The 16,736-nt window shown below is 73.9% G+C and carries 8 protein-coding genes; 6 read left to right on the top strand and 2 right to left on the bottom strand.

Annotation, left to right across the window (positions count from 1 at the left end):
* Positions 1-104 precede the first annotated feature (104 nt).
* Entirely contained in the window at positions 105-3,152 is a 3,048-nt protein-coding gene (locus AB0G56_RS16280) for a lysylphosphatidylglycerol synthase domain-containing protein (protein WP_360969551.1), read from the bottom strand.
* 185 nt (positions 3,153-3,337) lie between these two features.
* Between AB0G56_RS16280 and AB0G56_RS16275 the strand changes: the two genes are divergently transcribed.
* The 5 genes from AB0G56_RS16275 (at position 3,338) to nudC (ending at position 13,928) form a co-directional block, all read left to right on the top strand.
* On the top strand, positions 3,338-3,727 hold the full coding sequence (locus AB0G56_RS16275; protein ID WP_360969549.1) for an MGMT family protein: 390 nt from the start codon (positions 3,338-3,340) through the stop codon (positions 3,725-3,727).
* A 339-nt stretch (positions 3,728-4,066) separates the two neighbouring features.
* Positions 4,067-7,660, top strand: a complete 3,594-nt coding sequence (locus tag AB0G56_RS16270; RefSeq protein WP_360969547.1) for a UvrD-helicase domain-containing protein — start codon at positions 4,067-4,069, stop codon at positions 7,658-7,660.
* A gap of 101 nt (positions 7,661-7,761) precedes the next feature.
* Entirely contained in the window at positions 7,762-11,415 is a 3,654-nt protein-coding gene (locus AB0G56_RS16265; RefSeq protein WP_360969545.1) for a UvrD-helicase domain-containing protein, read from the top strand.
* Positions 11,416-11,425: 10 nt separating this feature from the next.
* The gene (locus AB0G56_RS16260) at positions 11,426-12,829 is read left to right on the top strand and encodes a dipeptidase (RefSeq protein ID WP_360969543.1); all 1,404 of its coding nucleotides are present in this window, start codon (positions 11,426-11,428) and stop codon (positions 12,827-12,829) included.
* 154 nt (positions 12,830-12,983) lie between these two features.
* A complete protein-coding gene (nudC, locus tag AB0G56_RS16255; RefSeq protein WP_360969541.1) occupies positions 12,984-13,928 on the top strand; it encodes an NAD(+) diphosphatase in 945 nt (314 codons plus the stop codon).
* Positions 13,929-14,071: 143 nt separating this feature from the next.
* Here nudC and AB0G56_RS16250 read toward each other — a convergent pair whose 3' ends face one another.
* Positions 14,072-14,314 carry a mycoredoxin gene (locus AB0G56_RS16250; protein ID WP_360969539.1) on the bottom strand — a complete coding sequence of 81 codons (243 nt, stop codon included), beginning with the start codon at positions 14,312-14,314 and terminating at the stop codon, positions 14,072-14,074.
* Positions 14,315-14,509: 195 nt separating this feature from the next.
* Here AB0G56_RS16250 and AB0G56_RS16245 point away from each other — a divergent pair, with 195 nt between their 5' ends.
* Positions 14,510-16,726, top strand: a complete 2,217-nt coding sequence (locus tag AB0G56_RS16245; protein ID WP_360969538.1) for an ATP-dependent DNA helicase UvrD2 — start codon at positions 14,510-14,512, stop codon at positions 16,724-16,726.
* Positions 16,727-16,736: the final 10 nt, after the last annotated feature.

Genomic DNA, 16,736 nt, shown 5'->3' with positions numbered 1-16,736 from the left:
CGTCCGGGCGTATCAGCGGTGAAGCAGCGGGAGCCCCCTCGCCGGGGAGCCCTCGACCGGGGTGGCGACCCCCGCCCCGAGGGGCTGCCGGGCACCGCGCCGCCCTACAAGGAGCCCTTGCGCGACAGGTGGTTGAAGGCCAGCCAGCCCGGTAGCACCGGCAGCCACAGCGTCAGCAGGCGGAACATCAGCACCGCGGGTGCGGCCACTTCCTTGGGCAGCCCCACGGCGATCAGGCCGACGGTGAGGGTCGCCTCGACCGCGCCCACACCGCCCGGGGTGGGGGCGGCCGAGCCGAGCGCGTTGCCGGCGAGGAAGACCACGGCCACGCTCGCGATGCTGAGCGAGGTCGACTCGTCGCCGAACGCCCTGATGGAGGCGTCCAGGCACATCACGAAGCAGGCCGTCAGCAGCAGCATGCCGCCGATGCCGGTGACGAGTTTCTGCGGCCGCTGGAGCACGTCCAGCATGCGCGGCACCACCCCCGCGAACAGCGAACGCACGCGCGTGACCACGAACTTCCGCAGGAACGGCACCGAGGTGACCACCAGGACGAGCACCGCGACCGTCAGCAGGCCGGCGATGACCGTCCGGGACGGCGACAGCGACGGCGTCTTCTCCGTGCCGGTCAGATAGCCGAAAGACAGCAGCATCAGGATGTGGCACCCGAGCCCGAACAGCTGGGACGCGCCCACGCTCGCCACCGCGAGCCCCGGGCGTACGCCGGCGCGCTGGAGGAAGCGCGTGTTGAGGGCGACACCGCCGACGGCGGCCGGCGCGACGATCTTCACGAACGACCCGGCGACCTGGGCGGCCACCGTCCGCACGAACGGCACCCGCTCCGGCACGAACCCCAGCAGCGCCATCGCCGCCGCGACGTAGCTGAGCGCCGAGAACAGCACCGCCGCCGCCAGCCAGCCCCACTGGGCGTGGGCGAACAGCGTGTTGAACTCGATGTGCGTCAGCTGCGTCAGCAGGTAGTACGCGCCGATGGCGCCGGCGATGAAGCTGATCAGCGTCCGCGGCCGCACGCGTTCCAGGCGGGCCGGCTCGACCGGGGCCTGGGGCCGGATCCGCAGCACCTGGTGGCGGATCTGCGTCAGCAAATCCTCCTCGCGGGCCTCCTCTATGGCCTCGTCGATGGCCCGCTTCTCCGCCCGCGCCTCGGCACGCTCGGCCTTCTTGTCCTGCTTCTCCTGCTTCTTGTCCGTCTTCTCCAGGACCACGCCCGTCGGTGCACCGGCGCTCTGGGAGGCGTGCTCCAGGCGGGCCTGCTTGGCCTGCCTGGACGCCTCCAGGACCGCGTCGCGCTCCCGCTGCGCCCGCTCGCGGGCGAGCCTGCGCAGGGTGGCGCGGGTGGAGCGGGTCAGGGCGATCGGCTGCAGCATGGGCAGACAGTCGGCGACCGCGTCCGGGCCCAGGACGTCGACCGCCGAGGCGACCGCGCGTTCGGCGCCCACCCGCAGGCCGAGCGTCGTCACCAGCTGGGCGACGTCCATGCGCAGCAGCAGGTCGCCCGCGGCGATCTCGCCGCCGCGCAGGTCGGTCAGGATCACCTTGCCGGAACGATCCACCACGATCGCGTCACCCGCCAGCCTGCGGTGCGCGATGCGCCGGGACTGCAGCGCCCGCACCTGGTGCCAGGTGTGACGCAGCAGCTCGTCGGTGATCTCGTCGTCCGCCAGCGAGTCGAGCGTGCGCCCGCCGGTGTGCTCGTAGACGAGCATCACGGCGTCGGGGCCCAGCTCGGAGGTCGCGATCAGCTTGGGGGCGTTGGCGCCGGCGGCGATGGCCGCGTAGGCGAGCAGCGCCTCCTGCTCCAGGGCCTGGCGCAGCGACTGAAGGCTGCTGCGGGTGGCGAAACCGCGCAACGTGATGTTGCGCCACAGGCGGTAGAAGAAGCCCTGTGCCTGCTGCTCGCGGTCGACGACCGTGACGTCCAGCGGCGGGCCGTCCTCGAGGGTGACGAAATAGCGCCGGCCGCGGTCGCCGCTGTCGGCCGTCGTCTCCGCCGCCTCCTGGCGGGCCGCGCTCACCGGGCGGAAACCGACGGTCTGCAGCCCCGCCATCAGCGTCCGGCCGGTGGGACGGACGTTGGGCGAGCCGACCGCGTACAGGGTGCCGTAGGCGATGGACCAGCCGATCAGCACCGTCAGGATGATCGAGAACGGTGTCGTGTACCCGGTGACCAGCATCGAGAAGGCGTCGAGCAGCAGCACGATCCACAGCACCGAACGCCAGCGCGGTCTGCGGGACATGCCGACGGCCGTCATGTACGCGATGACGGGGGCGAGGTAGCCGTGCACGGGGTCGGTCAGCGCGTGGAGGTTGCCGGGGGAGGGCTGGGTGAGGGCGTCCTGGATCGAGCCCGGGGCCGCCTTGGCCACCCACAGGTCGGTGGCGAGGGTCACCCCGTGGGCGAGGACCGCCGCGAGGACGCCGTCGGCGATCCGCAGCCCGTCGCGTTTGATCAGCCGCTCGATGGCGAAGGCCACCGGCACCAGCAGGATCGCGATGCTGGACACCAGACCGGCGATCTTGATGAGCAGGTCGGGCGCCTGTCCCGTGCCCTTGTTGATGTCCTGTTCGAGACCGGACGTCGTGCCGTGCGCGAACGCGGCGATCGCGAGCAGGACGGCGACGGCGAGCACGCCCACCAGCAGCCGCATCAGGTCCGAGGGGCGGTGCACGCGCGCGGGGAGGAGCGGTTCGTCGCCCTCCAGTTCGTCGATGTGCGCCACGTCGGCGGTGTCGTCGGACTGCTTGCCCGCCCCCTCGTCGGACTGCTTGCCCGCGCCCTCCTCGGGCTGGTTGCCGGCGTCGGCGGCGGCCTGCTTCCCCGCGTCCTCGGCGGAGGGGTTCTCCGCGCTGTCGTCGGGCTGCTCCTGCGCCGCGGCGGCCTCCTTGCCGACGCCCCGGGAAGCCGCGGCGCCCCCGCCGTCCCCGTTGTTCCCGCCTGCTCCGTCGTTGTTGTTCCTGCGGTCTCCGTCGTTCCCGTCGTTCCTGGCGTTCCCGCTGTCCGTGCCGTCTTCGCCGTCCGGGGCCTCGGCGCGGCGGGTGTCCTTCGCGCGTCCCGTGTCAGCGGTGTCCGGGCGCGACGAGACCCCAGAGGTGCCCTCCGCGTCGTCGGGGTGCACACCCTGCTGCTTCATCGCCTCTTCTTGGTCTCGTATCACCGGTCACCGCCCGCATGATGGTGGCATGCCCCACCGACACACGGGGGCATCAGGGTGCATATGCGGGTCCGACAGTCTGCCCGAAGCGCGGCCCGCGAGCGAGGCCCACGGTTCGTGACGGTCCCGCCGCACTGTCGGTGGCGTGGGGCAGGATGGGTGGGATGAGCGAAGTGAGCCTTCCGGACGGCTGCCCCGACCCTCCCGAGGCCCTGCCCGAGTACGCGGAGCGGGTCCTGGAGGTCGCCGAGGGGATCCCGGCGGGCCGAGTCATGACGTACGGGGACGTCGCCGAGTGGCTGGAGGAGGGAGGGCCCCGCCAGGTGGGCCGCGTCATGGCGCTCTACGGGGGCGCCGTCCCCTGGTGGCGGGTCGTCCGCTCGGACGGTGTCCTGCTGCCGGGACACGAACTGAGAGCGCTCGCGCACTACCGGGACGAGGGCACGCCGCTGCGGGAGGCGGGCAGGGCGGCCGAGGGCCACCTGCCCCGGCTCGACATGAGGCGGGCCCGCTGGGACGGCGACGGCGGCGAACGTGCGCAGGGTCACACCTGACAGCTTCCGCCATCCGTCCCGCCCATGGGGAGCCCGGGACCCGGACGGGCGAATCCGGGCACGTCCGCGGAATGCCGTACGTTCGTGCGTCGAGGGGCATGCGTGACGGCAGCGTTCCAGGAGGCCTCCGTGCACACCGGGGCCGGCGGGAGCGGCGGGGCCGATGGGAAGAAGGGGAAGTCCTGCTTCCAGCGCGGGCACGGGCGTAGCGTCGTCCGGGCGTGTTCCCCTCACCCCGAGGCCACCGGCCGTCCCCCACCGGCGGCCCGGCCCACCGGCCACGGCGCCCCGCGTCGGCCGCGACCCGACCCAGCACACCCACCAGGACCGGCGAACCACGTGAGCTCCTCTTCCTCCACCAGGCACCTGCCGCACCCCGAGGTGCGGCAGGGGAACCGTGGCGCTTACCGACTGGTGCGTACCCCGCCGGCCCGACCGGATCCCCCTCGTCTGGACGCCGCCCAGCGTGCCGTGGTTGACCACGAGGCCGGCCCGCTGCTCGTCCTCGCGGGCCCGGGGACCGGCAAGACCACCACCCTCGTCGAGTCCGTCGCCGCCCGGATCGCCCGCGGGCAGGACCCCGAGCGGATCCTGGTGCTGACGTTCAGCCGCAAGGCGGCCATGGAACTGCGCGAGCGCATGACGCAGCGCACCGGAGCGGCCCGCGCGCCCCGCGCGACCACCTTCCACTCCTTCTGCTACGCCCTGGTCCGCGCCCACCAGGACAGCGGCCTGTTCGTGGAGCCGCTGCGGCTGCTGTCCGGACCCGAGCAGGACGTGACCGTCCGCGACCTCCTGGCGGGCCAGGTCGACCTGGAACGACTGGGTCTGGCACACGTGCGCTGGCCCGACGAACTGCGCGCCTGCCTGACCACCCGCGGGTTCGCCGACGAGGTCCGTGCCGTCCTCGCCCGCAGCCGGGAGCTGGGGCTCGGCCCCGGCGCCCTGGCGGCGTTCGCGCGCCGCATCGGCCGTCCCGACTGGCAGGCCGCCGCCGCCTTCCTCGCCGAGTACCTCGACGTCCTCGACCTCCAGGGCGTCCTCGACTACGCCGAACTCGTCCACCGCGCGGTACTCCTCGCCGGCCGCCCGGAGGTCGCCCAGCGGCTCGCCGCGCAGTACGACGTCGTCTACGTCGACGAGTACCAGGACACCGACCCGGCGCAGGTGCGGCTGCTGCGGGCGATGGCGGGAGGCGGCCGGACCCTGCTCGCCTTCGGCGACCCCGACCAGTCGATCTACGCGTTCCGGGGCGCGGACGTCAACGGCATCCTGGAGTTCCCGCAGGCGTTCCCCCGTGCGGACGGCCGGCCCGCTCCCGTCGCGGTGCTGCGCACCTCCCGCCGCTCGGGCGGCGCGCTGCTGGCCGCGACCCGTCTGCTCACCCGGCGCATGCCCCTCACCCGGCTCCCGGCCGAGAAGGTCCGCGCCCACCGGGAGCTGGTTCCGGTCGAGGACGGCGGGCGCGTCGAGGTCCACACGTACCCGACGGCGGGCACCGAGGTGGACAACATCGCCGACATCCTGCGCCGCGCCCACCTGGAGGACGGCGTCCCCTGGGGTGAGATGGCCGTACTGGTGCGCGCGGGCGCCCGCACCATACCGACCCTCCGGCGTGCCCTGACGGCCGCCGGTGTCCCCCTGGACGTCGACGGCGACGACCTGCCGCTGCGCCACGAACCTGCGGTCACGCCGCTGCTGACGGCGTTGCGCGCCGTGGCGACGGCCGAAGCGGTCCCACGCCTGGCGGCGGAGCCCTCCGCCGCCCCGGCGCCCCTCGTACCACCCGCCGTCACCGACGAGCAGGACGACCGTTCCGACGACGAGCAGACCGCCCGTTCCGACGACGAGCACACCGACCGCCCCGAGGCGCGGACGGATCGTCCCCATGCGCAGACCGATCGTCCCGAGGCGCGGGCGGCCCTGGAGACCGCCCCGCAGATCGCCCCGGAGTCCGGTCCTGAGACCGCCCCGCAGATCGCCCCGGAGTCCGGTCCTGAGACCGCCCCGCAGGGCGGTCCGGATGCCGACTCGGAGACCACCCCCCGTGCCGACCCCTGCTGGCTGGACACCGAGACCGCCCTGGCCCTCCTCGCCTCGCCGCTCGCCGGTATGGACACCGCCGACCTGCGCCGCCTCGGCCGCGCGCTGCGCGAGGAGGAACGAGCCGCCGGCAATCTCCTGCCCCCGCCCTCGGACCAACTGCTCGCCCGGGCCCTCGCCGAACCGGAACGCCTGGTGACCCACGACCCCACGTACGCGCGCGGGGCGCAGCGTCTCGGCGCGCTGCTGAAGAAGGCCAGGGAACGCCTGGCGGGCGGCGGCACCGCCGAGGAGGCCCTGTGGGACCTGTGGGAGGGCACGCCCTGGCCCGCGCGCCTGGAGCGGGCCACCCGGCGCGGCGGGGCGGCGGGCCGCAACGCCGACCGGGACCTGGACGCCGTGTGCGCGCTGTTCGCGACCGCCGCGCGCGCGGAGGAGCGCACCGGCGGCCGCGGCGCCCTGAACTTCCTGGAGGAGATCGACGCCCAGGACATCGCCGCCGACACCCTCACGCGGCGTGCCGTGCGTCCCGATGCCGTACGTCTGATGACGGCGCACCGTTCCAAGGGCCTGCAGTGGCGCCTGGTCGTCGTCGCGGGCGTCCAGGAAGGGCTCTGGCCCGACCTGCGGCGCCGCGGCTCCCTGCTGGAGGCCGACCGCATCGGCCGCGACGGCCTCGCCGAACCGCTCACCCCCGGCGCCCTGCTGGCCGAGGAGCGCAGGCTCTTCTACGTGGCCGCCACGCGCGCGCGTGAACGCCTGGTCGTGACCGCGGTGAAGGCGCCCGCGGACGACGGCGACCAGCCCTCGCGCTTCCTGACCGAACTCGGCGTCGAACCCAAGGACGTCACCGGGCGTCCCCGCCGCCCGCTGTCCGTGGCGGCCCTGGTCGCCGAGTTGCGCGCCACGACCGTGGACCCGCGCGTCTCCGACGTCCTGCGGGAGGCCGCAGCGCGCCGCCTGGCCAGGCTCGCCGCCCTCGCCGACGAGGAGGGCCGCCCGCTGGTCCCCTCGGCCCACCCCTACCGCTGGTGGGGCATGGCCGAGCCGACCGAGAGCAAGGTGCCGCTGCGCGACCGCGACCAGCCCGTCGTGCTCTCCGGAAGCGCCCTCGACCAGCTCGCCCACACCTGCGCCCTGCAGTGGTTCCTGGGCCGCGAGGTGAAGGCCGACACGCCGGCGAGCGCCGCCCAGGGCTTCGGCAACGTGGTGCACGTCCTCGCCGACGAGGTCGCCTCCGGCCGCAGTCCCGCCGACCTCGCCGTCCTCATGGAGCGCCTGGAGACCGTCTGGAACGCCCTCGCCTTCGACGCGCCGTGGAAGTCGCGGCAGGAACGGGAGAACGCGCGCGTCGCGCTCGAACGCTTCCTGAAGTGGCACGTCCTGGACCGAGCCGGCCGGACGCCGGTGGCCAGCGAGCACGGCTTCGACGTGACGCTGAGCGCCGGCGGACACCAGGTGCGCATCCGAGGCTCCATGGACCGGGTGGAGGCCGACGGCGAGGGCCGCGCCTACGTCGTCGACTTCAAGACCGGCAAGCAGGCACCCACCGGCGCCGAGGTGGCCCGCCACCCCCAGCTCGCCGTCTACCAGCTCGCCGTCCGCGAGGGCGCGGTCGACGACGCCTTCGACGGCACCCGCCCCGAACCGGGCGGCGCCGAACTGGTGCAGCTGCGCCAGGGCGCGGCCAAGCGGGACGGCGGGGAGAGCCTGCCGAAGGTGCAGGCCCAGGAACCGCTGGAGGGCGAGTGGGTCGGTGAGCTGCTGGCGACCGCCGCCGGAAAGGTCCTGGACGAGCGGTTCATGCCGACGGCCGGGCAGCACTGCGCGCACTGCGCCTTCCGTGCCTCCTGCAGTGCCCGCCCGGAGGGACGCCAGGTCGTCGAATGACCCGCGTGACGTACGGCACCACCGGGTCTGACCTGCGCTCCTGCGGCGCCGCGAGGTGAGGCGGGCACCGGTTGTCAGTGCCCGCCGCTAGCCTTTTCGACGTGCCCGCCCGTATCACCGATCCCGAGCAGCTCAAGGAGCTCCTCGGGATCCCGTTCACCCCGGAGCAGACGGCCTGCATCATCGCGCCGCCCGCCCCGCAGGTCATCGTGGCCGGAGCCGGTTCGGGGAAGACCACCGTGATGGCGGCCCGCGTGGTGTGGCTGGTGGGCACCGGCCAGGTCGCCCCCGAGCAGGTCCTCGGCCTGACCTTCACCAACAAGGCCGCCGGCGAGCTGGCGGAGCGCGTCCGCAAGGCCCTGGTCAGGGCCGGTGTCACCGATCCCGACGCCCAGCCGTCTCCCGGCCGCCACCCCTCCACCGCCGCGCCGCCCGCCGACCCCGCCTGGCCGGACCCGGACAACCCGCCGGGCGAGCCGGTGATCTCCACCTACCACGCCTTCGCGGGCCGCCTCCTGACCGACCACGGCCTGCGCATCGGCCTGGAGCCCACCACCCGCCTGCTCGCCGACGCCACGCGCTACCAGCTCGCCGCGCGCGTGCTGCGCGAGGCCCCCGGCCCCTACCCGGCCCTGACCCGCTCCTTCCCGGACCTGGTCAGCGACCTCCTCGCCCTCGACGCCGAACTCTCCGAGCACCTCGTGCACCCCGACGCCCTGCGCGCGTGGGACGCCGGACTGCTGCACACCCTCCAGGACACCAAGCTCACCAACGCCGACCTGCGCAAGGTCCCCGAGACGGCCGCCGCCCGCCGGGACCTGGCCGAGCTGGTGCTGCACTACCGGGCCGCCAAACGCGAGCGCGACCTGCTGGACTTCGGCGACCAGATCGCGCTCGCCGCCCAGCTCGCCCGCCTCCCGGAGGTCGGCCGGGTGCTGCGCGACACGTTCCGGGTGGTCCTCCTGGACGAGTACCAGGACACCTCGGTGGCCCAGCGCCTGCTGCTGGCCGGCCTCTTCGGCGACGGCACGGGACACCCCGTCACCGCCGTCGGCGACCCCTGCCAGGCGATCTACGGCTGGCGGGGAGCCTCCGTCGCCAACCTCGACGACTTCCCCGAGCACTTCGCCCACGCCGACGGCCGGCCCGCGACCAGGCAGGCCCTCAGCGAGAACCGGCGCAGCGGCGGCCGGCTCCTCGACCTCGCCAACGGCCTCGCCGAGCCCCTGCGGGCCATGCACGCGGGCGTGGAGGCCCTGCGCCCGGCCCCCGGTGCCGAACGCGACGGCCTGGTGCGCTGCGCCCTGCTGCGCACCCACGCGGAGGAGATCGGGTGGCTGGCCGACTCGATCGCCCACCTCGTCCGGACCGGCAAGGCGCCCGGCGAGATCGCCGTGCTGTGCCGCACGGCGGCCGACTTCGCCGAGATCCAGGGCGCCCTGGTCGCCCGTGACGTCCCGGTCGAGGTGGTAGGCCTGTCCGGGCTGCTGCACCTGCCCGAGGTCGCCGACCTCGTCGCCGTGTGCGAGGTCCTGCAGGACCCCGGAGCCAACGCGTCCCTGGTGCGGCTGCTGACGGGCCCGCGGTGGCGGATCGGCCCGCGCGACCTCGCCCTCCTCGGACGCCGGGCGCGGCTCCTCGTCGCGCACGCGCGCGTGGACGCCGCCGACGACCCGGACCGACGGCTCGCCGAGGCGGTCGAGGGCGTCGACCCGGCCGAGGTGATCTCCCTGGCCGACGCGCTCGACACGTTCCTGGAGACGCCCCTGGACGGCCAGGGCGACGACGGGCTGCCGTTCTCGGCGGACGCGCGCGTGCGCTTCGCCCGGCTCGCCGCCGAACTGCGCGACCTGCGCCGTTCCCTGTCCGACCCGCTGATGGACGTACTGCACCGGGTGCTGGCCGTCACCGGCCTGGAGGTGGAGCTGTCGGCGTCGCCGCACGCGCTGGCCGCCCGCCGCCGCGAGACCCTGTCGAACTTCCTGGACGTCGCCGCCTCCTTCGCCGCCCACGAGAGCGAGGCGTCGCTGCTGGCCTTCCTCGGCTTCCTGCGCACCGCCGCCCAGTACGAGAAGGGCCTCGACAACGCGCTGCCCGGCGGCGAGAACACGGTCAAGGTGCTCACCGCGCACCGCTCCAAGGGCCTGGAGTGGGACGTCGTCGCCGTCCCCGGCCTGGTCACCGGTGCCTTCCCCAGCGGCCAGGGCCGCGAGAAGTGGACCAGCCAGGGCAAGGTCCTGCCGCACGCCCTGCGCGGCGACGCCGACACCCTGCCCGACGTGGGCAGCTGGGACGCACGCGGCGTGAAAACCTTCCACGAGGCCATGAAGGACCACCAGCACACCGAGGAACTGCGCCTCGGCTACGTCACCTTCACCCGCCCGCGCTCTCTGCTGCTCGGCTCCGGCCACTGGTGGGGACCGAGCCAGAAGAAGCCGCGCGGCCCCTCCGACTTCCTGCTGGCCCTGCACGACCACTGCGCCGCCGGGTACGGCGAGATCGAGGCCTGGGCCGAGCAGCCCGGGGAGGACGAGGAGAACCCGGCCCTGCACCGGGCCGCCGCCGAGCAGGTCTGGCCCCTGCCGCTGGACGAGACCGCCCTGGCCCGCCGCCGCGCCGCCGCCGCGACCGTTCTGGCCCACCTCGACGACCTGGCCGCCCGCGCGGACGCCCCGGACCTCCCGCCGGCCGCGCACGCCCCGGACTCCCACGACGACCCCGACTGGCCCCCGCCCCCGGAGGAGGACGCACCACCTTTCGAAGGCACCCCCGTCGACGACGCCCCCTTCGACGACGCCCCCTTCGACGACGGCATCCCCGTCGAGGACGATCCCGGCGACTGGGACTCCTGGAGCGCCGAGCGCCCCGCCCCCGCGATCCCGCACCAGGCGACGTCCACGGACGGGCACGGGCATGGGCACGGCGACGGGCACCCCGCCGAGGCCCGCCGGACGCCCGGACCGGCACCCGAACACGAACACCTCACCCCGGAGGAGGCCCGCACCGTCGCCTCCTGGGACCGCGACCTCGACGCGCTCGCGGGAGAACTCCGCCGCGCCCGGCAGAACGTCGTCGACGTCCCCCTGCCGACGGCACTGACCGCGTCCCAGCTGATGCGTCTGGCGGCCGACCCGGACGGGTTCGCGCGGGAACTCGCGCGCCCCATGCCGCTCCCTCCGCAACCCGCGGCACGCCGTGGCACCCGCTTCCACGCCTGGGTCGAGAGCCGCTTCGAAGCCCTCACCCTGCCCATGCTGGAGCCCGAGGAACTGCCCGGGTCGGACGCCGAGATCCTCGACGAGCGCGACCTGGAAGCGCTCAAGGAAGCCTTCGAACGCACGGCCTACGCCCGCCGCACCCCCCACCGCGTCGAGGCGCCCTTCCAGCTGGAGATCGCCGGCCGGGTCGTCCGCGGCCGGATCGACGCCGTCTACAAGGAGGGTGACGGACAGGAGGTGACGTACGAGATCGTCGACTGGAAGACGAGCCGCTCGTACGCGGCGGACCCGCTCCAGCTCGCCGTGTACCGGCTGGCCTGGGCCGAGCGGCACGGACTGCCCCTGGAGCGGGTCCGGGCCGCGTTCGTGTACGTCCGCACCGGAGAGGTCGTACGCCCGGACCCGCTGCCGGACCGGGCCGCTCTGGAACGGCTCCTGCTGGACGACCCGCCGGCCGAGGCGCAGGAGGAACCGCGGCCCCTGCCCGGACCGCAGTGTGACGAACCGCCCGAACGGGATGTCACCGCGGGCCGATAGGCTCGGGAGCATGAGCCAGACCCCGGACAGCGCCGTCCGCATGTACATCGAGCAGCACCGCGCCGCCTTCCTCGACGACCTCGCCGAGTGGCTGCGCATCCCCTCCGTGTCGGCGCAGCCCGACCACGCGCCCGACGTACGGCGCAGCGCCGACTGGCTCGCGGCCAAGCTCGAGGACACCGGTTTCACCACCGCGGAGGTCTGGCAGACCCCGGGCGCCCCGGCCGTCTACGCCGAGTGGCCCTCGGACGACCCCGAAGCCCCCACCGTCCTGGTCTACGGCCACCACGACGTGCAGCCCGCCGCCCGCGAGGACGGCTGGGACAGCGAGCCCTTCGAACCGGTCGTCCGCGGCAACCGCCTCCAGGCGCGCGGGGCGGCCGACGACAAGGGCCAGGTGTTCTTCCACACACTCGGCGTCCGCGCCCACCTCGCGGCCACCGGGCGCACCACCCCGGCCGTCCACCTCAAGCTGCTGATCGAGGGCGAGGAGGAGTCCGGCTCGCCGCACTTCCGGGCGCTGGTCGAGAGCCGCGCCGACCGGCTCGCCGCCGACGCGGTGATCGTGTCCGACACGGGCATGTGGTCCGAGGACACCCCCACGGTGTGCACCGGCATGCGCGGCCTCGCCGAGTGCGAGATCCGGCTGTACGGCCCGGACCAGGACATCCACTCCGGTTCCTTCGGCGGCGCCGTGCCCAACCCGGCGACCGCTGCCGCCCGCCTCGTCGCCGCGCTGCACGACGAGCACGCGCGCGTGGCCGTCCCCGGCTTCTACGACGGCATCGTGGAGCTGACCGACCGCGAGCGCGACCTCTTCGCCGAGCTGCCCTTCGACGAGGCGCGGTGGCTGCGCACCGCCAAGTCGTACGCCACCCACGGCGAGGCCGGACACACCACCCTGGAGCGCATCTGGGCCCGCCCCACTGCCGAGGTCAACGGCATCGGCGGTGGCTACCAGGGCCCCGGCAGTAAGACGATCATCCCCTCCACGGCGATGGTGAAGCTGTCGTTCCGCCTGGTCGCGGGCCAGGACCCCGACCACGTCGAGAAGGCCGTCCTCGCCTGGATCGACGAACAGGTGCCCGAGGGGATCCGCCACGAGACGGTGTTCGGCGCGGCCACCCGCCCCTGCCTGACCCCGCTGGACCATCCCGCTCTGCAGTCCGTCGCCCGTGCCATGGGCCGGGCCTTCGGCACGCCCGTCCGCTTCACCCGGGAGGGCGGCTCCGGACCGGCCGCCGACCTCCAGGAGGTGCTCGGCGCTCCCGTGCTCTTCCTGGGCATCTCCGTCCCCTCCGACGGCTGGCACGCACCGAACGAGAAGGTCGAGCTGGACCTCCTGCTCAAGGGCGTCGAGACGACCGCCTATCTGTGGGGCGATCTCGCCGAGCACTGGCGCGATGCGCCCTGACCTGCTGCCCCCGTCCGGGGACGCCGCCCGCGGGGGGCACACTGGAAGGGCCGTCCGCACCCTTGACGCCCCGCCGGACCCGGCCCCCGCCTGCCGTACGTCCCGCTGAACCGCCGCCGAATCAACCGTTGCACCGGGGGAGTTGGAAGCACCCGTGACCACCTGGACCGACCACACCGCAGACCGCCCCGTCTCGCTCACCGCGCCCAGCGGCATCGACCGGGCCGCCCACCACCGGCTCGACGAGGCCTGGCTCGCCGCGGCATGGAGCCACCCCACGACCCGCTGCTTCGTGGTCTCCGGCGGCCAGGCGCTCGTCGACGAGACACCCGACGGCCGCACCGAACTCGTCATGACCCCGTCCTTCGAGGCCCCGCTCACCGAGGCGCACCGCTACTTCCTCGGCACCGACGAGGACGGCGTCAGCTACTTCGCGCTGCAGAAGGACTCGCTGCCCGGCCGGATGGACCAGTCCGCGCGCCCGGCGGGACTGCGCGAGGCGGGCCTGCTGCTGTCGCCGCGCGACGCGGGCCTGCTGGTGCACGCGGTGGCCCTGGAGAACTGGCAGCGGCTGCACCGCTTCTGCTCGCGCTGCGGGGAGCGCACCGTGATCGCCGCGGCCGGCCACATCCGCCGCTGCCCCGCCTGCGGCGCCGAGCACTACCCGCGCACCGACCCCGCAGTGATCATGGCGGTCACCGACGACGAGGACCGCATCCTGCTCGGCCGCCAGGTGCACTGGCCCGAGGGCCGCTTCTCCACGCTCGCCGGCTTCGTAGAGCCCGGCGAGTCCATCGAGCAGTCGGTGCGCCGCGAGGTCCACGAGGAGGTCGGCATCGCCGTCGGCCAGGTCGAGTACGTCGCCAGCCAGCCCTGGCCGTTCCCGTCCAGCCTCATGCTGGGCTTCATGGCCCACGCCACCTCGATCGAGATCGACGTCGACGGCGACGAGATCCACGAGGCCCGCTGGTTCTCCCGCGAGGAACTGCGCAAGGCCTTCGAGTCCGGCGACGTCCTCCCGCCCTACGGCATCTCGATCGCGGCCCGCCTCATCGAACTCTGGTACGGCCAGCCCCTGCCGACGAGGACCTTCGTCTGACGCCGCCGGCGCCCGCACCGGGCAGGCGCTGAGCCCCCGGGCACAGGAAGGCGGCCCCCCGACCGGTCCGGGGGGCCGCCTTCCCACGCGTACGAACCGACGCGTACAACGCGTACGAACCGACGCGTACGAACTGAGCGGACTCAGACGCCGATCTTCTGCTTGACCTGTGCCAGCGACGGGTTCGTCAGCGTCGACCCGTCCTCGAAGAGCACGGTCGGCACCGTCTGGTTGCCCCCGTTCGCCTTCTCGACGAAGGCCGCGGACTCCGGGTCCTGCTCGATGTTGATCTCCTTGTACGCGATGCCCTCACGGTCCATCTGGCTCTTCAGCCGACGGCAGTAGCCGCACCAGGTGGTGCTGTACATCGTCACAGTGCCCGGCATGTCTCTCGCGCTCCTTCGGCGGGTCGGGGACGTCTTGGTCGCAGTCGATGAACGTACGTCACCGGCTCCGGCATTCCCGCGGGGGGTATCGGTGCCCCGTGCGAGCGCGTGACCCCGGTCGCACTAGTACGACCGCGAGGGCCCGCCTGTGGACAACCGACTCACCTGTCTCCGCCGACCTGGCAGCATGGCTGTGTGACAGCAGCAACGCACTCCACCCTCTTCCCGCAGGTACCGGACTCTGCCGACGCGGTGCTCGAAGGGCTCGACCCCGAGCAGCGCGAGGTCGCCACCGCGCTGCACGGTCCGGTGTGCGTGCTGGCGGGAGCCGGCACGGGCAAGACCCGCGCCATCACCCACCGGATCGCCTACGGCGTCCGAGCCGGCATCCTCCAGCCTTCCAGCGTGCTCGCCGTCACCTTCACCAACCGCGCCGCGGGAGAGATGCGCGGCCGGCTGCGCCAGCTCGGCGCGCAGGGCGTCCAGGCCCGCACCTTCCACTCCGCCGCGCTGCGCCAGCTGCAGTACTTCTGGCCGAAAGCGGTCGGCGGAGGCATGCCCCGGCTGGTGGACCGCAAGATCCAGCTCGTGGCGGACGCGGCCGCCGCCTGCCGCATCCGCCTGGACCGGGGCGAGCTGCGGGACATCACGGCGGAGATCGAGTGGTCCAAGGTCACCCAGACCGTTCCGGCCGACTACGCCCTCGCAGCCGCGAAGGCCGGCCGCGAGACACCCCGGGACCCGGCCGAGGTCGCCCACCTGTACTCGGTCTACGAAGACCTCAAGCGGGACCGCTCGGTCATCGACTTCGAGGACGTCCTGCTGCTGACCGTCGCCATCCTGCAGGACCGGCGTGACGTCGCCGAACAGGTCCGCGCCCAGTACCAGCACTTCGTGGTGGACGAGTACCAGGACGTCAGCCCGCTGCAGCAGCGCCTGCTGGAACTGTGGCTCGGAGAGCGCGACAGCCTGTGCGTCGTCGGGGACGCGAGCCAGACCATTTATTCGTTCACGGGAGCAACCCCGGACCACCTCCTCGACTTCCGCGCCCGCCACCCCGGCGCCACCGTCGTCAAACTGGTCCGCGACTACCGCTCCACCCCCCAGGTCGTCCGCCTCGCCAACGGACTGCTCGCCCAGGCACGCGGCCGCGCCGCCGACCACCGGCTGGAACTGGTCTCGCAGCGCCCCACAGGACCGGAACCCGACTACACGGAGTACGCGGACGAGCCCGCCGAGGCCGAGGGCGCCGCCCACCGCATCCACGACCTGATCGCCTCGGGCGTCCCGGCGAGCGAGATCGCCGTCCTGTTCCGGACGAACGCCCAGTCGGAGACCTACGAGCAGGCCCTCGCGGACGCCGGGGTGCCGTACCAGCTGCGCGGCGCGGAGCGCTTCTTCGACCGCCCCGAGGTGCGCAAGGCGGTCGTCTCCCTGCGCGCCGCCGCCCGCTTCGGCGGCAACGACTCCCTGCTCGACGACGCCGTCGACCTGCCCTCCCAGGTGCGTGCCGTGCTGTCGGGCGAGGGCTGGACGCCGCAGCCCCCGGCCGGCTCGGGCGCCACCAGGGAGAGCTGGGAGTCGCTGGCCGCGCTGGTGAACCTCGCGCGGGACTTCGCCGCCGCCAGAGCGGGCGCCGGCCTCGGCGACCTCATGGCCGAACTCGACGAGCGGGCGAACGCCCAGCACGCCCCCACCGTCCAGGGAGTCACCCTCGCCTCCCTGCACTCGGCCAAGGGCCTGGAATGGGACGTCGTCTTCCTGGTCGGCGTCGGCGAGGGCATGATCCCCATCACCTACGCCAGGACGGACGAACAGATCGAGGAGGAGCGCCGCCTGCTCTACGTCGGCGTCACCCGCGCCCGCGAGCGGCTGCACCTCTCCTGGTCGCTGACCCGCACTCCCGGCGGTCGTCCCAACCGCCGCCCCAGCCGCTTCCTGGACGGACTGCGCCCCGGCACCGCCGCCCTGGCCGGTCACGGCAGCCGGGGCGCCGCCGGAGGGATCGAGCGGGGGACCGGGCCGGGCGCGGGAGCGGCGGCTCGGGGCCCGGAGGCCAGGCCCCGGCGTACCCAGCGTGTTCCGGCCCGGTGCCGGGTATGCGGCCGCACCCTCACCGACGCCGGCGAGATGAAACTGATGCGCTGCGACGACTGCCCGTCCGACATGGACGAGGGCCTGTACGAGCGGCTGCGGGAGTGGCGCGAGGAGCAGGCGCGGCTCAGCGGACAGCCCGCCTTCTGCGTCTTCACCGACAGGACCCTGATGGCGATCGCCGAAGCCGCTCCGGACGACGCTCGCGAGCTGGCGCGCATCCCCGGTGTCGGGACGCGCAAGCTGCGCCGCCACGGAGCCGCCGTTCTCGCCATCTGCGCAGGTCAGGAGGGTGCGGGCCAAGAGATCGACGACTGATGCCAACTCG

It is taken from the genome of Streptomyces sp. NPDC021356 (genome assembly GCF_040641015.1).
In the GTDB taxonomy this organism is placed as follows: domain Bacteria; phylum Actinomycetota; class Actinomycetes; order Streptomycetales; family Streptomycetaceae; genus Streptomyces.
This window is presented reverse-complemented; position numbering and strand designations above follow the sequence as displayed.